Here is a 16,946-nt window from a genome sequence, read left to right as displayed (position 1 = left end):
CACCCCGCCCCTTCCCGTAAGGCCTCAAACGCCGGCCGGGCTGAAAAACAGCCCGTCCGGCGTTTGAGGACCGGGGTCCGGGGCGGAGCCCCGGTTACGGGAAGGGGCGGGGCGGGGAGAAATCAGGCCAGCTCGGCCAGTACGGCATCCGTCAGCAGGGGCCACGCCTCGACGGCCCACGGGCCGAACGCCCGGTCCGCCAGCGCGACGCACGCGGCGCCCGCGTCCGGGTCCACCCACAGGAACGTCCCCGCCTGGCCGAAGTGCCCGTAGGTGCGCGGTGAGGATGCCGCCCCCGTCCAGTGCGGGGACTTCGCGCCGCGGATCTCGAAGCCCAGGCCCCAGTCGTTGGGGCGCTGGTGGCCGTAGCCGGGCAGGACGCCCGTCAGGCCGGGGAAGGCCACCGACGTCGCCTCGTCGAGGGTCTGGCGCGCGAGCAGCCGGGGCGCCTGCAGCTCCGCCGCGAAGCGGGCCAGGTCCTCCACCGTCGAGACGCCGTCCTTGGCCGGCGACCCGGGCAGGTCCGTCGCGGTCATCCCCAGCGGCTCCAGCACCGCCTGCCGCAGGTACTCGGCGAAGGGGATGTCGGTGGCCTTGGCGATGTGGTCGCCCAGCACCTCGAAGCCGGCGTTGGAGTACAGCCGCCGCGTGCCGGGCTCCGCCATCACGCGGTGCTCGTCGAAGGCCAGCCCGGAGGTGTGGGCGAGCAGGTGGCGGACCGTGGCACCCGCCGGGCCCGCGGGCTCGTCCAGCTCGATCGCGCCCTCCTCGACGGCGATCAGCGCGGCGTACGCGGCCAGCGGTTTGGTCACGGAGGCGAGGGGGAAACGGTGCCCGGCCGGCCCGTACGTCCCCGCACGCGTGCCGTCCGCCCGTACGACGGCCGCCGCGGCGGTCTCCACGGGCCAGTTCTCGATCATCCGCAGGCTCTCCATGGCAAGGAGCCTAACCCGCTCCCGGATCGCCCAGGGGCTCCGCTTGCTTGGAGTGCACTCCAACTCTCTAGCGTGGGGACCACCGCAGACGATCGCGAGGGGGAGTGGCATGACCGTGACGCACAGCGCGCCGGTGGGGGTGCGTGGTTGCCTCGAGCTCGACCGGCAGCGCCAGCGCCGCCCGGAGGGCCGGGACCGCTACACGATCAGTGAAGTGGCCGCCTACGCCGGGCTGTCCGCGCACACCCTGCGCTGGTACGAGCGGATCGGCCTGATGCCGCACGTCGACCGCTCCCACACGGGGCAGCGCCGCTACACCAATCGCGACCTGGACTGGCTGGATCTGGTCGGCCGGCTGCGGCTGACCGGGATGCCGGTGGCCGACATGGTCCGCTACGCCGAGCTCGTCCGGCAGGGCGAGCACACCTTCGCCGACCGCGAACGGCTGCTGAGCGAGCACCGGGAGAACGTCCGCCGGCGGATCGCGGAGCTGCGCAGCACGCTCGAGGTACTCGACTACAAGATCGACATCTACTCCGGCGCCGCGCGCCGGTCATCCGAAGGGCTCTGACACACCATCATGAACAGCGACAACACGATAACCAGCGTGACACTCGGCAACGGCGGCCCCGAGGTGGGCGTCCAGGGCCTGGGCTGCATGGGCATGAGCTTCGCCTACGGGCCGACGACCGACGAGGCCGAGGCCCGGGCCACGCTGGAGCGGGCGCTGGAGCTCGGGGTGACCCTCTTCGACACCGCCGACATGTACGGGATGGGCGAGAACGAGAAGTTCATCGCCCCCTTCATCCGGGCCCACCGCGAGCAGGTCGTCCTGGCCACCAAGTTCGCGATCGTCCCCGACCCCCAGGACCCGACCCGGCGGACCATACGCAACGACCGCCCCTACATCCGGCAGGCCGTGGAGGGCAGCCTGCGCCGCCTGGGCGTCGACGAGATCGACCTCTACTACATGCACCGGCGCGACGTCGACGTCCCGATCGAGGAGTCGGTGGGCGCGATGGCCGAGCTGGTCGCCGAGGGCAAGGTCAAGCACCTCGGGCTGAGCGAGGTGACCGGCGGCGAGCTGCGCGAGGCGCAGGCCGTGCACCCGATCGCGGCCGTGCAGTCGGAATGGTCGCTGTTCAGCCGGGACATCGAGGCGAACGTGGTGCCCACCGCGCGCGACTTGGGCGTTGCCCTGGTGCCGTACTCGCCGCTCGGCCGCGGCTTCCTGACCGGCGCCTTCGTCGACGCCGACAAGGAGCTCTCCAGCGACGACTGGCGCCGCACGCTGCCGCGCTTCACCGGTGCCAACGCGGAGGCGAACGCGGCCCTGCTCGCGCCGGTGCGGCGCATCGCCGAGGCGCGCGGGATCTCCCTGGGACAGGTCGCCCTGGCCTGGGCCCAGCAGCGGGCCCAGGTGCACGGCCTGACGGTCGTTCCGATTCCGGGGACGCGGCGGCGGTCGCGGCTGGAGGAGAACGTGGGGGCTACGCGGGTCGAGCTGACGGCCGATGAGCTGGCGGCTCTGGAGCCCATCGCCGGACAGGTGGCCGGGGGGCGGTACGCGGACATGGCGTTCACGTCGGCGGGGCGCGAGTAGCCCTTCCCCCACCCTCAATCGCCGGACGGGCTGAATTTTCAGCCCGTCCGGCGATTGAGGACAAGAAACGGTGAAAGGGCGGGGTGGGGAAAACTACCCCTCCCCCGGGGCTACCAGCCCCGATTCGTAGGCGAAGACGACCGCCTGCGCGCGGTCGCGCAGGTTCAGCTTGGCGAGGACCCGGCCGATGTGGGTCTTCACCGTCTGCTCCGCCAGGACCAGCTTCGCCGCGATCTCCTGGTTCGACAGGCCCCGCGCGATCAGTTCCAGGACCTCCGTCTCACGTGGCGTCAGGCCGTTGAGCCGCACCGACCGTTCGCGCCGCGGGGCGGGCCGCCTGGCGAAGTCGGCGATGAGGCGGCGGGTGACGGACGGGGCGAGGAGGGCCTCGCCGGCGGCCACCACGCGCACGGCCGAGATCAGGTCGGCCGGAGGGGCGTCCTTGAGGAGGAAGCCGGACGCGCCCGCGCGCAGCGCCTCGTAGACGTAGTCGTCGACGTCGAAGGTCGTCAGCATCAGCACCTTCGGCAGGTGCGTCACCCCGCGCGGGGGGTCGAGGAGCCGGCGGGCGGCCTCCAGGCCGTCCATCTCCGGCATCCGGACGTCCATGAGCACCACGTCCGGATGCGTGGACCGGCTCAGCTCCACGCCCTGTCTTCCGTCCGGCGCGTCGCCGACGACGTCGATGTCGGGCTGGGCGGCCAGGAGCGCGGCGAAGCCCGCCCGGACCATGGCCTGGTCGTCGACGATGATCACCCTGATGGTCATGCGGTGGGAGGTTCCTGTTCTGCGTGCGTCGTGTCGGAGAGGGGGAGGCGGGCCGCCACGCGGAAGCCGCCGTCCGGCAGGGGGCCGGTGTCGAGGGTGCCACTGACCAGGCGGACCCTCTCCCGCATGCCCACCAGGCCATGGCCCGTGCCGCTGGTCTCCAGCGGCCGCTGCGGCGCGTCGGAGGCGGCCGGGGCCGAGTTGACGACGAGCACCATCAGGCTCGTACCGGCTGTACCGGTTCGGTCCAGCGACACCGACACCCTCGTGGCCGCGCCGGGCGCGTGCCGTACGACGTTTGCCAGGGCCTCCTGCACGATCCGGTACGCCGACAGGTCCACCGCCTGCGGCAGCGCCGGCAGCACCGGCATCGTCAACTCCACCGGCAGCCCCGTGCGTACGGTGGCCTCGATCAGCTGCGGCAGGCGCTTGACGCCCGGCTGGGGTGCCCGTTCGGAGCCGTCCGGGCCGGGGGAGCCCTCGCTGCGCAGCACGCCCAGCAGCCGCCGCATCTCGGTCAGCGACTCCCGGGCGGTGGCGGCGATCGCGCCGAACTCCTCGCGCGCGTCGTCCGGCAGGCCGGCGATGCGGTACGGGGCGCTGTCGGCCTGGACGGTGATGACGGACATGTGGTGGGCGACCACGTCGTGCAGCTCGCGGGCGATGCGCGCGCGCTCCTCCAGCAGGGTGCGCTGGGCGCGTTCGGCCTCGCTGATCGTCTCCTGTTCGGCCAGCGCCCGCCGGGCGTCGCCCCGTTCGCGCAGGGCACCGCCGACGACGAGGAGCACCGCGCCGATCGCGACCAGCGGCACCCAGGTGCCGACGGCCTGTTCGGGGGCGAGGCTACGGAAGACCAGGCTCGCCAGCGCCGTCACCAGCCACACGGCCGCCAGCGTCAGCCGGCGCTCGCGCAGCGCGAGGGCGAGCATGAGCAGCAGCAGGCCGATGGTCTCCATGGGCGGCCAGGGCCAGGGCCGGTCCGCCGGTATGTCCGCCGCGAGCAGCAGGGCCGCGCCCACGACGTCGGCGACGAAGACGACGGCCCAGGCGAGCAGCGGCCGGCGGACCGCCAGCAGCAGCGGCGCGTGCTGGGCGACCGCGAGCACGAGGGCGACATCGGCGTCCATCCCGTAGTCGTGGGAGAGCACCATGGCCGTGGTGGGCAGCAGGACGATGGTGAACAGCCAGGCGACGAGGGTGGGAAGGCGCCGCACGAACGGGCGCCGGGCGTGGGCCAGATACGGCGTCGGCGGCCCGGCCGGCGTGCAGATCTCGCGCAGGAACGCGCGCGGGGAGGGGAGTACGAGCTTGGACATGGCCCGGTCAGCCTAGGCGGACCGGCCCGGCGGTGACGTCACCCCCAGGTGCCGGTCCGCATGTCATACCCCGGTATCACCGCCGGGCTCCCCGCCCTACAGCTCGGCCAGCAGCTGCGCCTTCTTCGCGGTGAACTCCTCGTCCGTCAGCAGCCCCGCGCCGTGCAGCTCGCCCAGATGGCGGATGCGCTCCGCGATGCCGCCCGGGTCGGGGCGGGCGGCGGGGGCGGCGTGGGAGCCGCGCGGCACGTCACCGGCCAGCGCGGGGGCCTTGGCCCGTACGGCGGCCAGGACCGCCGCCGCGAAGGGCAGCGACTCGTGGACCAGGCCGTAACCCATGCCGAAGACGACGGCAGCCGGGTCCTGGTCCGCGGCGCCCGGGCCGGCCTCGCCGCCGCGGCGCGTGAGCCGCAGGTGTCCGCCGAGGGCCTCGGGGGAACGCCAGTCCACGCCCGTCAGCTCCTCGACGCCGAAACGCTGGTCGCCCGCCTTCCACTTGGCGGAGGACGCTCCGGTCCAGAACCAGCGGAAGGAGACGGCCCGGCCGTCGAAGGACGCCTTGCCGTCGTAGGCCTTGAAGGACAGGGGCGGGGTGGGCGCCGCCACCAGATGGCGCTCGGCCGGCTCGGTGGCGTCGGGGCCGAGCTCGGCCCGTATCCGCTCGGCGTAGTACTCGGCGAGCAGCTCGCGCTCGGCCGGCAGGACCAGCCGGTAGGGGTCGCTGCCCTCCTTCAACTGCCCGTCCGCGGCGTCGACCAGCGGATCGGCGCCGGGTCTGGGCACGGCGCGCAGCACCACCGTCCCGTGCTTCCCCGGGGCCTGTTCGACGGCCGCGAGCGCCTCGTACGGGACGCGCCGCTCGCCGAGCACCTGGAGCAGCCTCGGTGTGCGGATCCCCCGTTCGAAGCGGATGAGCACGGAGTCGGTGTCGAACTCCCAGACGGCGTGGAAACCGGCCAGCACATCACCCATGCCGCTCATCGTATGCGGCGGCCGTCCGCCCGTCCCCCCTCGTGACGCTACGCGCGTCAAACGGCGGGGGCCACCGGATCCGGACCCAGATCCGCCGTGCAGTCACTGCCGTCCCTCGCGCAACGAACGGAGGCGGGGGCGCCGACTCCGATCCCGGCGAAGTTGGCGAGGCTCGTGGTGCCGGGGGCGAAGTAGCCGGCGTGGCCACGGGCGTCGGAGGCGGACAGCACCCGGGCGCCGAAGGCCTCGGAGACCGGGTCGGCGCCATGGCCGAGGCCGCCGACCTCCAGGTGGGGCACGCCCTGAATCCAGTCGTCCGCGTCCCGCATCGCCCATATCCGGGCGCTGCTGCGCAGGTCGGAGGCGCGGTCGGCGCGCATGCCGGGGCTGCCGGCCACCGCCACGTCCGTGACGCGCGGGGAGAGGTCGCGGGCGGCGACGCCGCACACCACGGAGCCGTAGCTGTGGCAGAACAGCGAGACCTTCGACCGGCCGGGCAGCGCCCGCACCAGCTTCCGCAGCCGCAGCGCCCCCTCGGCGGCGAGCTTGCCGGTCGCGGCGTCCATGCCCACGCCGGCGGGCGAGGTGTAGTCGGCCCACGCGATGACGGCCGTCCCGGTGCCGGGGCTGGCCTTCCGCTCGGCTGCGTAGAGGGAGCGGGCCATGCCGACGGGCGCGCTGTAGGCGCGCTGGCTCTTCTCGAAGGTCAGCACGTTGGTGTCGACGCCCGGGACCACGACGGAGACCCGCTCGGCGCGGTCGAGGTCGCCGAAGACCTCGGCCGCCCGGCCCGGCCCGGTGGGGTCGAAGGCGAGGATCTGCCGGCCAGGGGTCAGCAGCGACTCGAAGCGGTGCATGCGCCGGCCCGCCTCGTAGCGGCCGGAGGGGGTGAGGGCGCTGTCGTGGGTGCGGCGCCGCTCGACCGTACGGGCCTGGGCCAGGGCGATCCGGTTGGCGCGGTAGCGCAGCTGGGCGGGGGCGCCGGCCAGGTTGCCGACGACCAGCGGATAGCGCTCGGCCAGCCGGTCGCGCTGGCCACCGGAGAGCGAGCCGAAGAAACGGGCCAGGGTGGTGGGCTCCGCGTTCGGGGAGGGGAGCGGCACGCCGCCGACGGAGCCGCGCAGCCACGCCTTCATCGAGGCCGTGCGCGGGTCGGCGGCGGCCTTGTGGCTTCTCACGGCCGTCCAGCCGGTCGTGGTGAGCATGACGAACACCACGGCCAGGGCGAGCAGCGCGCGCCACACCGTGGCCGCGTTCGTCCAGGGGATGGGGGAGTGGGAGCCGAGCTCCGGGAAGGAAGTCACCGCGGACCACCCTAGGAGAAACTGGGTTGCGTCCGTGAAGTCGGTGAGGTATCTCACGTTTGGATCACGGATATTCGGGCGCACTCCGAGGGGTTCTGTTCAAGATCGCCAGTTTTCGGCCAGTGCCGGTCCGATCCGGTCCAAATAGGCGGCGGTGGAGTGCTTGAGCTCACTCATGTCCCCGTCCGCGACCTCGGCCCACAGTTTGCTGTTCGCCCGCATCACCCCGCTGAACGCGGCGACCAGGATCCGCGGTCGCGGATCCTCGGGCGGCAGCCCCTCCCGGCGGGCGATCTCCTGGGTGAGCCGGTCCTCCAGCTCCGCGCCGCGGCGCAGATGGGCGGCCAGCAGCTGCGGGGTCGACTGGATCATCCGGTACGTGCGCACGTGCAGCTCCAGCGGGACGACCGACTGGATGGCCTCCTCGATGGTGTCCCACGAGGCCAGCACCGCGGTGCGCAGTGCGGTCAGCGGCGACTCGGCGGCGGGGCGCTCGCACACGGCGGCGAAGAAGTGGGACTCGACCATCTCCTGGACGGAGAGGGCGACCTCCTCCTTGTTGGCGAAGTAGCGGAAGAACGTGCGCTGGGAGACGTCCGCGGCGCTCGCGATCTCGTCGACGGTCGTGCCCTCGTAGCCCTTGTGCGCGAACAGCTCCAGGGCGGACCTGATGAGGGCGTCGCGGGTCCGGCGCTTCTTGCGCTCCCGCAGCCCCGCCGTCGCGCCGTCGACCGTGTGCATCGTCCCGCCTCTTCCACTGTGTTTGCGCTGATCAGGATAGTCATGGCCAATGTGACAGCCAACGACGGTTGAACTTCGTTGTCAATTGTCAGCGACTGCCATAATCTCGGAGGCATGACACAGACCACCGTCGCCGACGCGACGCCCGGCCTGGGGCCCCGGAAAGGACTGCGGGGCCATCCCTGGCTCACCCTGATCACGGTCGCGATAGGCGTGATGATGGTCGCGCTCGACGGCACGATCGTCGCCATCGCCAACCCGGCCATCCAGAAGGACCTCGGCGCCTCGCTGGCCGACGTGCAATGGATCACCAATGCCTACCTCCTCGCGCTCGCCGTCGCCCTGATCACCGCGGGCAAGCTCGGCGACCGCTTCGGCCACCGCCTGATCTTCCTTATCGGTACCACCGGCTTCGCCCTGTCGTCCGGACTCATCGCCCTGTCCGGCAGCGTGTCGACGGTCGTCGGCTTCCGGGTCCTGCAGGGCCTGTGCGGCGCGCTGCTGATGCCGGCCGCCCTCGGGCTGCTGCGCGCGACCTTCCCGGCCCGGCAGCTCAACATGGCGATCGGCCTGTGGGGCATGGTCATCGGCGCCTCCACGGCCGGCGGCCCCATCGTCGGCGGGCTCCTCGTCGAGCACGTCAACTGGCAGTCCGTGTTCTTCATCAACGTCCCCGTGGGCGCCGCCGCGCTCGTGCTCGGCGCGATCATCCTCAAGGACCACCGCACCCGCAACGCCCCCAAGTCCTTCGACATCGCGGGCATCCTGCTGCTGTCCACCGCGATGTTCTGCCTGATCTGGGCGCTCATCAACGCGACCGACTGGCAGTGGGGCAGCGCCAGGACGCTGCTGTTCCTCGCCGCGTCGCTGCTGTGCTTCGTCCTCTTCGCCGTGTGGCAGATCAAGGCGCGGGAACCGCTGCTGCCGCTGAGCCTCTTCCGGTCCCTGCCGCTGTCCGCCGGCACGGTCCTGATGGTGCTGATGGCCTTCGCCTTCATGGGCGGGCTGTTCTTCGTCACCTTCTACCTGCAGAACGTGCACGGGATGACGCCAGTCGACAGCGGGCTGCACCTGCTGCCGCTCACCGCCATGATGATCATCGCCTCACCGGTGGCCGGCGCCCTCATCAGCCGGATCGGCCCCCGCGTCCCCCTGATCGTGGGCATGCTCTGCGCGGCGGTGGGCTGCTTCGGACTGGCCTACCTCGAACCGGGCACGGGCACGGTCCTGCTGTCGGTGTGGTTCGCGCTGCTCGGCGTCGGCTTCGCGCCGGTCATGGTCGGCGCGACCGAGGTCATCGTCGGCAACGCGCCGCTGGAGCACGCCGGGGTGGCCGGCGGCCTGCAGCAGGCCGCCATGCAGGTCGGCGGATCGCTCGGCACGGCCGTGCTGGGCGCGGTCGTCGCCTCCCGGGTCGACCACCTGCTGCCGCGCGAGTGGGCCGCCGCCGGGCTGCCGCCGGTCACGCCCGGACAGGCCGCCCAGGCCGCCGACGCCGTCCAGGTCGGCGTCGCGCCGGTGGCGCCGAACACCCCGCCGGAGATCGCGGGGAAGATCACCACCGTCGCGCATGACACGTTCGTGTCAGCCATGAACACCGGCTTTACGGTCGCCGGCTGCGTCGCGCTGCTCGCGGCGTTCGTCGCCGTCTTCACCAAGCGCGGCGACAACGCCGCGGCCGGGGCGGGCGCGGCCCACATCTGACACCGGTCCGGCGGCGGGTGCGGTACCTCGGTACCGGGCTCGCCGCCGACCGCCTTCCCCTATCCGGGCATGGCCGACCCGGCCCTCTTGGCAGCGATGATCACGGGCCAGCAGACTCGGCGCTCCATCCGAGTGGGGGAGGAACCCATATGCGTAACCATCGTGCGGTCGTGCTCGCCGTGACGCTGGCCGGCCTGGTGGCCCTGGCGGGTGCGCCCGCCGCGAGCGCGAAGCCGGCGAAGACCTGTGCGGCCGGGCAGCTGTGCCTCTGGCCGAAGACGGAATTCCGCGGTGAGCGCCATGCCAGTGAGCTGGCGGGAATCGACATCGAGAGCTGCACTGCGCTGCCCGCCGGCATGACGGCGGCCTCGCTGGTCAACCGGACGGGCAGGCCCGTCACCACGTATCAGAGCGCTACGTGCGCGGAGACGGGGGAGTTCGTGACGTATCCGTCGGGGACGTGGGTGCCGGAGTCGCCGTACGTCGTGCGGGCGTACAAGGTGTGGGAGAGCTGAGCTCTCGTTGACGGCTGCACGCCGGTGGTCTGTTTGTGCCCACCCGTTCCGCCCAGCGGAACGACTGCCCACAAACGCGAAGGCCCCCGCCTCAAAGAGGCGGGGGCCCATCGTGACGTGCTTACGCGTCGCCGCCGGCCGCGCCCGGGTCGGCTGCCGCCACGTCCAGGAGCTGGTAGCGGTCGATCGCCTGCTTCAGGGCGGAGCGGTCGACCTTGCCCTCCTTGGCGAGCTCGGTGAGCACCGCCAGGACGATCGACTGGGCGTCGATGTGGAAGAAGCGACGGGCCGCGCCACGGGTGTCCGCGAAGCCGAAGCCGTCCGCACCCAGCGACTGGTACGCGCCGGGCACCCAGCGCGAGATCTGGTCCGGAACCGCCCGCATCCAGTCGGACACGGCCACCTTCGGGCCCTCGGCGCCGGAGAGCTTGCTCGTCACGTACGGGACGCGCTGCTCCTCCTCCGGGTGCAGGAGGTTGTGCTCCTCCACCTCGATGGCGTCGCGGCGCAGCTCGTTCCAGGAGGTCGCCGACCAGACGTCCGCCTTGACGTTCCACTCCTCGGCGAGGATGCGCTGGGCCTCGACCGCCCACGGCACGGCCACACCGGAGGCCAGGATCTGCGCCGGGATGGCGCCCGCCTCGCCCTGCTTGAAGCGGTACAGACCCTTGAGGATGCCCTCGGCGTCCACGTTCTCCGGCTCGGCCGGGTGCTGGATCGGCTCGTTGTAGACGGTGAGGTAGTAGAAGACGTCCTCTGCGTTCTCGCCGTACATCCGGCGCAGACCGTCCTTGACGATGTGCGCCATCTCGTAGCCGAACGCCGGGTCGTACGCCACGACACCCGGGTTCGTGGAGGCCAGCAGCTGCGAGTGGCCGTCCGCGTGCTGCAGACCCTCACCCGTCAGGGTCGTCCGGCCGGCGGTGGCGCCGAGGACGAAGCCACGGGCCAGCTGGTCGGCCATCTGCCAGAACTGGTCACCGGTGCGCTGGAAACCGAACATCGAGTAGAAGACGTAGACCGGGATCAGCGGCTCGCCGTGCGTCGCGTAGGCCGAGCCCGCCGCGATCAGGGAGGCCGTGCAGCCCGCCTCGGAGATGCCGTCGTGCAGCATCTGACCGGTCGGCGACTCCTTGTAGGCAAGGAGCAGCTCACGGTCGACGGCCTCGTACTGCTGGCCGAGCGGGTTGTAGATCTTCGCGGACGGGAAGAACGCGTCCATGCCGAAGGTGCGGTACTCGTCGGGGGCGATCAGCACGAAGCGCTTGCCGATCTCCTTGTCCCGCATGAGGTCCTTCAGGATGCGGACGAACGCCATGGTCGTGGCGATCGACTGCTGCCCGGAGCCCTTCTTGGCGGACGCGTAGGCCTTGTCCTCCGGCAGCGCCAGCGGCTTGGAGCGGTCCACACGGGTCGGCACATAGCCGCCGAGCGACTTGCGCCGGTCGTGCATGTACTGGATCTCCTCCGAGTCGCGACCCGGGTGGTAGTACGGCGGCAGGCCGGACTCCAGCTCCTTGTCGGCGATCGGGATGTGGAGACGGTCACGGAAGCGCTTGAGGTCCTCGACCGTGAGCTTCTTCATCTGGTGGGTCGCGTTGCGGCCCTCGAAGTTCGGACCCAGGGTCCAGCCCTTGACGGTCTGCGCCAGGATCACGGTCGGCTGGCCCTTGTGGGCCTTGGCCGCCGCGTACGCCGCGAAGATCTTCTTGTGGTCGTGACCGCCACGGCCCAGGTGCAGGATCTGGTCGTCGGTCATGTTCTCGACCATCTTGCGGAGACGGTGGTCGTCGCCGAAGAAGTGCTCACGGATGTACGCGCCGGTCTCGGTGGCGTACGTCTGGAACTGGCCGTCGGGGGTGCTGTTGAGCTTGTTGACCAGGATGCCGTCGCGGTCCTGGGCCAGCAGCGGGTCCCAGGAGCGGTCCCACACCAGCTTGATCACGTTCCAGCCGGCGCCGCGGAACTGCGACTCCAGCTCCTGCATGATCTTGCCGTTGCCGCGGACCGGGCCGTCGAGGCGCTGCAGGTTGCAGTTGACGACGAAGGTCAGGTTGTCCAGGCCCTCGCGAGCGGCCAGGGACAGCTGGCCGAGCGACTCCGGCTCGTCCATCTCGCCGTCGCCCAGGAACGCCCAAACGTGGGACTTGGAGGTGTCGGCGATGCCGCGCGCCTCCATGTAGCGGTTCATGCGGGCCTGGTAGATCGCGCCGAGGGGGCCGAGGCCCATCGAGACGGTCGGGAACTCCCAGAAGTCCGGCATGAGCCGCGGGTGCGGGTAGCTGGACAGGCCGTACGGAGCCTTGGACTTCTCCTGGCGGAAGGCGTCCAGCTGCTGCTCGGAGAGTCGGTCCAGCAGGAACGCACGGGCGTAGACGCCCGGCGAGGCGTGGCCCTGGAAGAAGATCTGGTCGCCGCCGTCGCCCTCGTCCTTGCCCCGGAAGAAGTGGTTGAAGCCCACGTCGTACAGGGAGGCGGAGGAGGCGAAGGTGGCGATGTGGCCGCCGACGCCGATGCCCGGGCGCTGGGCGCGCGAGACCATGACGGCCGCGTTCCACCGGGTCGCGTTAAGGATCTTGCGCTCGATCTCCTCGTTGCCGGGGAAGAACGGCTCGTCCTTGGTCGCGATGGTGTTGACGTAGTCCGTGCTGCGCATCTCGGGCACGGCGACGCGCTTCTCGCGCGCCCGCTCGATCAGGCGAAGCATGAGGTAGCGGGCACGTTCCCGGCCTCGCTCATCGACGGCTGCGTCGAGCGAGTCGAGCCATTCCTGGGTCTCTTCGGGATCGAAGTCCGGGACCTGGCTGGGAAGGCCGCCAATGATGATCGGGTTGCGATCGGATCCGGAAGCCACGCTGTTCCTTCGCTGTTCGGGTCGTGCTCAGCACGCGGTCAAATACTGCTCTTGCTTTATGTCGCGCCGGCTCCCATCGTGGACCGCGGCGGCGGAAACGTCATCTCTACTGAGCGGTAACCACCGCTCATGAGACGAAGCGTCGAAGGTTGGTCGCCCGGGGCGGCCAAATCGCAACCTTACGCCCCCAATGAGGGTCCTCCGCGTACGGCCGTTCGGACCCGATTGCCGCAATCGCACGGAGTAACTTCCGAAACCCGGCAGAATGCTGTGGTGTGAATCACTCGGGCCTGTTGCCTCATGGTTGGAGTTGCCATGAGACGTCCGCGTCCGTCAACGTTTCGGCGGTCCGGATGGCCGGGTACTTGCGCGATCCGTCCGGCACGTGTGGACTACGCCCAATGCCTCGCGTACGCGGGGAGCACAAGAGCATTTCTCGAAAGATGACAGGAGGCAATCCGTGAGCGCGACCGCGGACCACGCGGAGGAGCGGACCAACCCTGCCGCCAGGCTGGGTTTCCAGCCCGGACAGGTGGTCCAGGAGATCGGCTACGACGACGATGTCGATCAGGAGCTCCGCGAGGCCATTGAGGAGATCACCGGCCAGGACCTCGTCGACGAGGACTATGACGACGTGGCCGACGCCGTCGTCCTGTGGTTCCGCGACGAGGACGGCGACCTGACGGACGCGCTCGTGGATGCCATCGGTTTCCTCGAGGACGGCGGGGACATCTGGCTGATGACCCCGAAGACCGGCCGTGACGGCTACATCGAGCCGAGCGACATCAGCGAGGCGTCGCAGACCGCGGGGCTGAGCCAGACCAAGAGCATCAGCGTGGCCAAGGACTGGACCGGCACCCGCATGGTCGCTCCCAAGCGCTGAGAACCTCGCCGTCATCCGGCCGCGGCCGGAGAGCCCGTCATCACCGCGCCCCCCTGCAGCACCGCTGCCGGGGGGCGCGGTGCATCACGCGGGGGGCGCAGTGACACACTGTCCGCCTACCCGCGCCGGCGGCCGGGGGCACCCGGCGCCCCCTTCGCGCCGGTGCCGTCGAGAGAGGGATGCGAACCATGGCGATCGACGTCGGCACCAAGGCCCCTGACTTCGCGCTGAAGAACCAGCACGGCGAGACCGTCCGGCTCTCCGACTTCCGCGGCGAGAAGAACGTCGTCCTGCTCTTCTACCCCTTCGCCTTCACCGGCGTGTGCACCGGCGAGCTCTGCGCCCTGCGCGACGAGCTGCCGAAGTTCGCCAACGACGACGTGCAGCTGCTGGCCGTCTCCAGCGACTCGCCCTTCTCCCTGCGCGTCTTCGCCGAGCAGGAGGGCCTGGAGTACCCGCTGCTGTCCGACTTCTGGCCGCACGGCGAGGCCGGCCGCGCCTACGGCGTCTTCGACGAGGAGAAGGGCTGCTCGGTGCGCGGCACCTTCATCATCGACAAGGAGGGCGTCGTCCGCTGGACGATCGTCAACGGCCTGCCCGACGCGCGTGACCTGAACGAGTACACCAAGGCGCTCGCCGCGCTCTGAGCGCACTTCCGCGACGCCCGGGGCAACCCTGGCGGGCGACCTGAGCGTCCTTGGCGCAAGACCCTGTAATCGGTGGGAACCGGTCACTAGGATCAAAACGTTGATCGGATGCCATCGCACAACCGGGGGCTCGGGACTCGCCTGGCCCCTCGAACCAATGGAGGACTCGTGGGAGTCAGTCTCAGCAAGGGCGGCAACGTCTCGCTGACCAAGGCGGCCCCGAACCTGACCGCGGTCGTCGTCGGTCTCGGCTGGGACGCCCGTACCACCACCGGTACGGACTTCGACCTGGACGCCAGCGCGCTGCTGACGAACGACCAGGGGAAGGTCGCCAACGACCAGAACTTCGTCTTCTTCAACAACCTCAAGAGCCCCGACGGCTCCGTCGAGCACCAGGGCGACAACCTCACCGGTGAGGGCGAGGGCGACGACGAGGTCATCAAGGTCAACCTGGCCGGCGTCCCGGCCGACGTGCACAAGATCGTCTTCCCGGTCTCCATCTACGAGGCCGAGACCCGCCAGCAGAGCTTCGGCCAGGTCCGCAACGCCTACATCCGCGTCGTCAACCAGGCCGACGGCGTCGAGCTCGCCCGCTACGACCTCAGCGAGGACGCCTCGACCGAGACCGCCATGGTCTTCGGCGAGCTGTACCGCAACGGCGCCGAGTGGAAGTTCCGCGCCATCGGACAGGGCTACGCCTCGGGTCTGCGCGGCATCGCGCAGGACTTCGGCGTCAACGTCTGACGGCCGCCGCAGGCTGTCGACCACGTCCGGCGCCGCACCCCCTTCGCGGGAGTGCGGCGCCGGACGCGCACGGCGACACAACACAACTCGGGGAGGACCAGATCATGGGTGTCACGCTCGCCAAGGGAGGCAACGTCTCCCTCTCCAAGGCCGCGCCGAACCTCACCAACGTCACCGTCGGCCTCGGCTGGGACGCGCGCTCCACCACGGGAGCGCCTTTCGATCTCGACGCCAGCGCCCTGCTGTGCGCCTCGGGCCGGGTGCTGGGCGACGAGTACTTCGTCTTCTACAACAACCTCACGAGCCCCGAAGGCTCCGTCGAACATACGGGCGACAATCTCACGGGTGAGGGGGACGGCGACGACGAGTCGATTCTGGTCGACCTCACCAAGGTGCCGGCCACCTGCGACAAGATCGTATTTCCGGTCTCCATTCACGAGGCCGAGCTGCGCGGCCAGAGCTTCGGCCAGGTCAGCAACGCCTATATCCGGGTGCTCAACCAGGCCGACGGCTCCGAACTGGCCCGCTACGACCTGAGCGAGGACGCCTCCAGCGAGACAGCGATGATCTTCGGTGAGGTCTACCGTTACGGCGGTGAGTGGAAGTTCCGGGCCGTAGGACAGGGGTACGCGTCGGGCCTGCGAGGCATCGCCCTAGACTTCGGGGTCAACGTTTCGTAAAGCCGCGTCCGCGCGGACATCCCGAACAACGAAGGATTGGGTAGCCAGTGCTCCTGAAAACCTTTGGTTGGTCGTTCGCCGTCACGGCGGCCGGCCTGGCCTTGGCCGGCTTTCTCTGGGGGTGGCAGGGGCTGGCGATCGTCGCGATCCTCTCCGTCCTGGAGATCTCGCTCTCGTTCGACAACGCGGTCATCAACGCCGGCATCCTGCGCAAGATGAACCCGTTCTGGCAGAAGATGTTCCTGACGATCGGCATCCTCATCGCCGTCTTCGGCATGCGGCTCGTCTTCCCGGTCCTCATCGTGGCCATCACGGCCAAGCTGGGGCCGATCGAGGCGGTCAAGGTCGCGATCCAGGACCCGGACCGTTACGAACACCTGGTCACCGGCGCGCACCCGGCGATCGCGGCCTTCGGTGGCATGTTCCTGCTCATGATCTTCCTGGACTTCGTCTTCGAGGACCGGGACATCAAGTGGCTGGAGTGGCTGGAGAAGCCGCTGGCCAGGCTGGGCAAGCTGGAGACGCTCTCCACGGTCGTCTCCCTCGTCGTCCTGATCGTCGTCGCCACCACCCTCGCCACGGGCGTCCCGGTCCACGGCGGTGAGGGCACGATCGACAAGGCCGCGACCGTGCTGCTGTCCGGCATCGGCGGTCTGGTGACCTATCTGGTCGTCGGCGGCATCTCCGGCTTCTTCGAGGACCGCCTCGAACACGACGAGGAGCTCGAGGAGGCCGAGAAGAAGGCCCCGAAGGCACCCAACGGCACCGCCGTCGGGCTGGCCGGCAAGGCCGCGTTCTCCCTCTTCCTCTACCTCGAGGTCATCGACGCCTCGTTCTCCTTCGACGGTGTCATCGGCGCCTTCGCCATCACCAACGACATCTTCATCATGGCGCTGGGCCTGGGCATCGGCGCGATGTACATCCGGTCCCTGACGGTCTTCCTGGTCCGCAAGGGCACCCTGGACGAATACGTGTATCTGGAGCACGGCGCGCACTACGCCATCGGCGCGCTCGCCGTCATCCTGCTGATCACCATCAAGTACGAGATCCACGAGGTCATCACCGGCTCGATCGGCATCGCGCTGATCCTCCTGTCGTTCGGCTCCTCCGTGGTGCGCAACCGCCGGGAGGCGAAGGCCGAGGTCTCCTCCGGGGTGTGACTCCGGCACATTTGAGGAACGCTCTCACCGGGGCGGTCGCGCTGGTCTTCGTCACCACCGCCGCCGTCGCCGCCGTCGCCCACGCGATCGTGCCCGGGATCTCGCTGGCCGCCGCCGTGG

16 protein-coding genes are annotated in these 16,946 nt (G+C 70.4%); 9 read left to right on the top strand and 7 right to left on the bottom strand.

Translation table 11 applies throughout. The features are described from left to right. Positions 1-122: 122 nt before the first annotated feature. A complete protein-coding gene (locus tag ABZ956_RS30140; RefSeq protein ID WP_361900566.1) occupies positions 123-935 on the bottom strand; it encodes a serine hydrolase domain-containing protein in 813 nt (270 codons plus the stop codon). 109 nt (positions 936-1,044) lie between these two features. Here ABZ956_RS30140 and ABZ956_RS30135 point away from each other — a divergent pair, with 109 nt between their 5' ends. After that, on the top strand, positions 1,045-1,506 hold the full coding sequence (locus ABZ956_RS30135; RefSeq protein WP_361900563.1) for a MerR family transcriptional regulator: 462 nt from the start codon (positions 1,045-1,047) through the stop codon (positions 1,504-1,506). A gap of 9 nt (positions 1,507-1,515) precedes the next feature. Next, entirely contained in the window at positions 1,516-2,538 is a 1,023-nt protein-coding gene (locus tag ABZ956_RS30130; protein ID WP_361900560.1) for an aldo/keto reductase, read from the top strand. A 93-nt stretch (positions 2,539-2,631) separates the two neighbouring features. Here ABZ956_RS30130 and ABZ956_RS30125 read toward each other — a convergent pair whose 3' ends face one another. The 5 genes from ABZ956_RS30125 to ABZ956_RS30105 all read right to left on the bottom strand — a co-directional run bounded on the left by ABZ956_RS30125 (position 2,632) and on the right by ABZ956_RS30105 (position 7,639). Then, positions 2,632-3,306: a response regulator transcription factor gene (locus ABZ956_RS30125; RefSeq protein ID WP_361900557.1), complete on the bottom strand. Its 675-nt coding sequence runs from the start codon at positions 3,304-3,306 to the stop codon at positions 2,632-2,634. Next, positions 3,303-4,622 (bottom strand): sensor histidine kinase, encoded by a 1,320-nt coding sequence (locus ABZ956_RS30120; protein ID WP_361900554.1) that lies wholly within the window; start codon positions 4,620-4,622, stop codon positions 3,303-3,305. Before ABZ956_RS30120 ends, ABZ956_RS30125 begins: the two co-directional genes overlap by 4 nt. A gap of 96 nt (positions 4,623-4,718) precedes the next feature. Next, positions 4,719-5,594, bottom strand: coding sequence for a DUF4429 domain-containing protein (locus ABZ956_RS30115; protein WP_361900551.1), 876 nt, complete (start codon positions 5,592-5,594; stop codon positions 4,719-4,721). A 56-nt stretch (positions 5,595-5,650) separates the two neighbouring features. Then, positions 5,651-6,898, bottom strand: coding sequence for an alpha/beta hydrolase (locus ABZ956_RS30110; protein ID WP_361900548.1), 1,248 nt, complete (start codon positions 6,896-6,898; stop codon positions 5,651-5,653). A gap of 99 nt (positions 6,899-6,997) precedes the next feature. After that, positions 6,998-7,639, bottom strand: a complete 642-nt coding sequence (locus tag ABZ956_RS30105; protein WP_361900545.1) for a TetR family transcriptional regulator — start codon at positions 7,637-7,639, stop codon at positions 6,998-7,000. 114 nt (positions 7,640-7,753) lie between these two features. Between ABZ956_RS30105 and ABZ956_RS30100 the strand changes: the two genes are divergently transcribed. Both ABZ956_RS30100 and ABZ956_RS30095 read left to right on the top strand, forming a co-directional pair. Beyond that, on the top strand, positions 7,754-9,343 hold the full coding sequence (locus tag ABZ956_RS30100; protein WP_361900542.1) for an MFS transporter: 1,590 nt from the start codon (positions 7,754-7,756) through the stop codon (positions 9,341-9,343). 149 nt (positions 9,344-9,492) lie between these two features. Beyond that, positions 9,493-9,858: a peptidase inhibitor family I36 protein gene (locus tag ABZ956_RS30095; protein WP_361900539.1), complete on the top strand. Its 366-nt coding sequence runs from the start codon at positions 9,493-9,495 to the stop codon at positions 9,856-9,858. A gap of 121 nt (positions 9,859-9,979) precedes the next feature. Here ABZ956_RS30095 and aceE read toward each other — a convergent pair whose 3' ends face one another. Beyond that, positions 9,980-12,712, bottom strand: coding sequence for a pyruvate dehydrogenase (acetyl-transferring), homodimeric type (gene aceE / locus ABZ956_RS30090; RefSeq protein ID WP_361900536.1), 2,733 nt, complete (start codon positions 12,710-12,712; stop codon positions 9,980-9,982). Between the two features lie 460 nt (positions 12,713-13,172). Between aceE and ABZ956_RS30085 the strand changes: the two genes are divergently transcribed. The 5 genes from ABZ956_RS30085 (at position 13,173) to ABZ956_RS30065 (ending at position 16,826) form a co-directional block, all read left to right on the top strand. Further along, positions 13,173-13,595: a DUF3052 domain-containing protein gene (locus tag ABZ956_RS30085; protein ID WP_361900533.1), complete on the top strand. Its 423-nt coding sequence runs from the start codon at positions 13,173-13,175 to the stop codon at positions 13,593-13,595. A 188-nt stretch (positions 13,596-13,783) separates the two neighbouring features. Next, a complete protein-coding gene (locus tag ABZ956_RS30080; RefSeq protein ID WP_361900530.1) occupies positions 13,784-14,242 on the top strand; it encodes a peroxiredoxin in 459 nt (152 codons plus the stop codon). A 168-nt stretch (positions 14,243-14,410) separates the two neighbouring features. Further along, positions 14,411-14,986 carry a TerD family protein gene (locus ABZ956_RS30075; RefSeq protein ID WP_071966652.1) on the top strand — a complete coding sequence of 192 codons (576 nt, stop codon included), beginning with the start codon at positions 14,411-14,413 and terminating at the stop codon, positions 14,984-14,986. Positions 14,987-15,090: 104 nt separating this feature from the next. Beyond that, positions 15,091-15,666 carry a TerD family protein gene (locus tag ABZ956_RS30070; protein WP_361900526.1) on the top strand — a complete coding sequence of 192 codons (576 nt, stop codon included), beginning with the start codon at positions 15,091-15,093 and terminating at the stop codon, positions 15,664-15,666. A gap of 47 nt (positions 15,667-15,713) precedes the next feature. Continuing rightward, on the top strand, positions 15,714-16,826 hold the full coding sequence (locus ABZ956_RS30065; protein WP_361900523.1) for a DUF475 domain-containing protein: 1,113 nt from the start codon (positions 15,714-15,716) through the stop codon (positions 16,824-16,826). Positions 16,827-16,946: the final 120 nt, after the last annotated feature.

The sequence above is a fragment of the Streptomyces sp. NPDC046261 genome, from assembly GCF_040646235.1.
Classification (GTDB): domain Bacteria; phylum Actinomycetota; class Actinomycetes; order Streptomycetales; family Streptomycetaceae; genus Streptomyces.
This window is presented reverse-complemented; position numbering and strand designations above follow the sequence as displayed.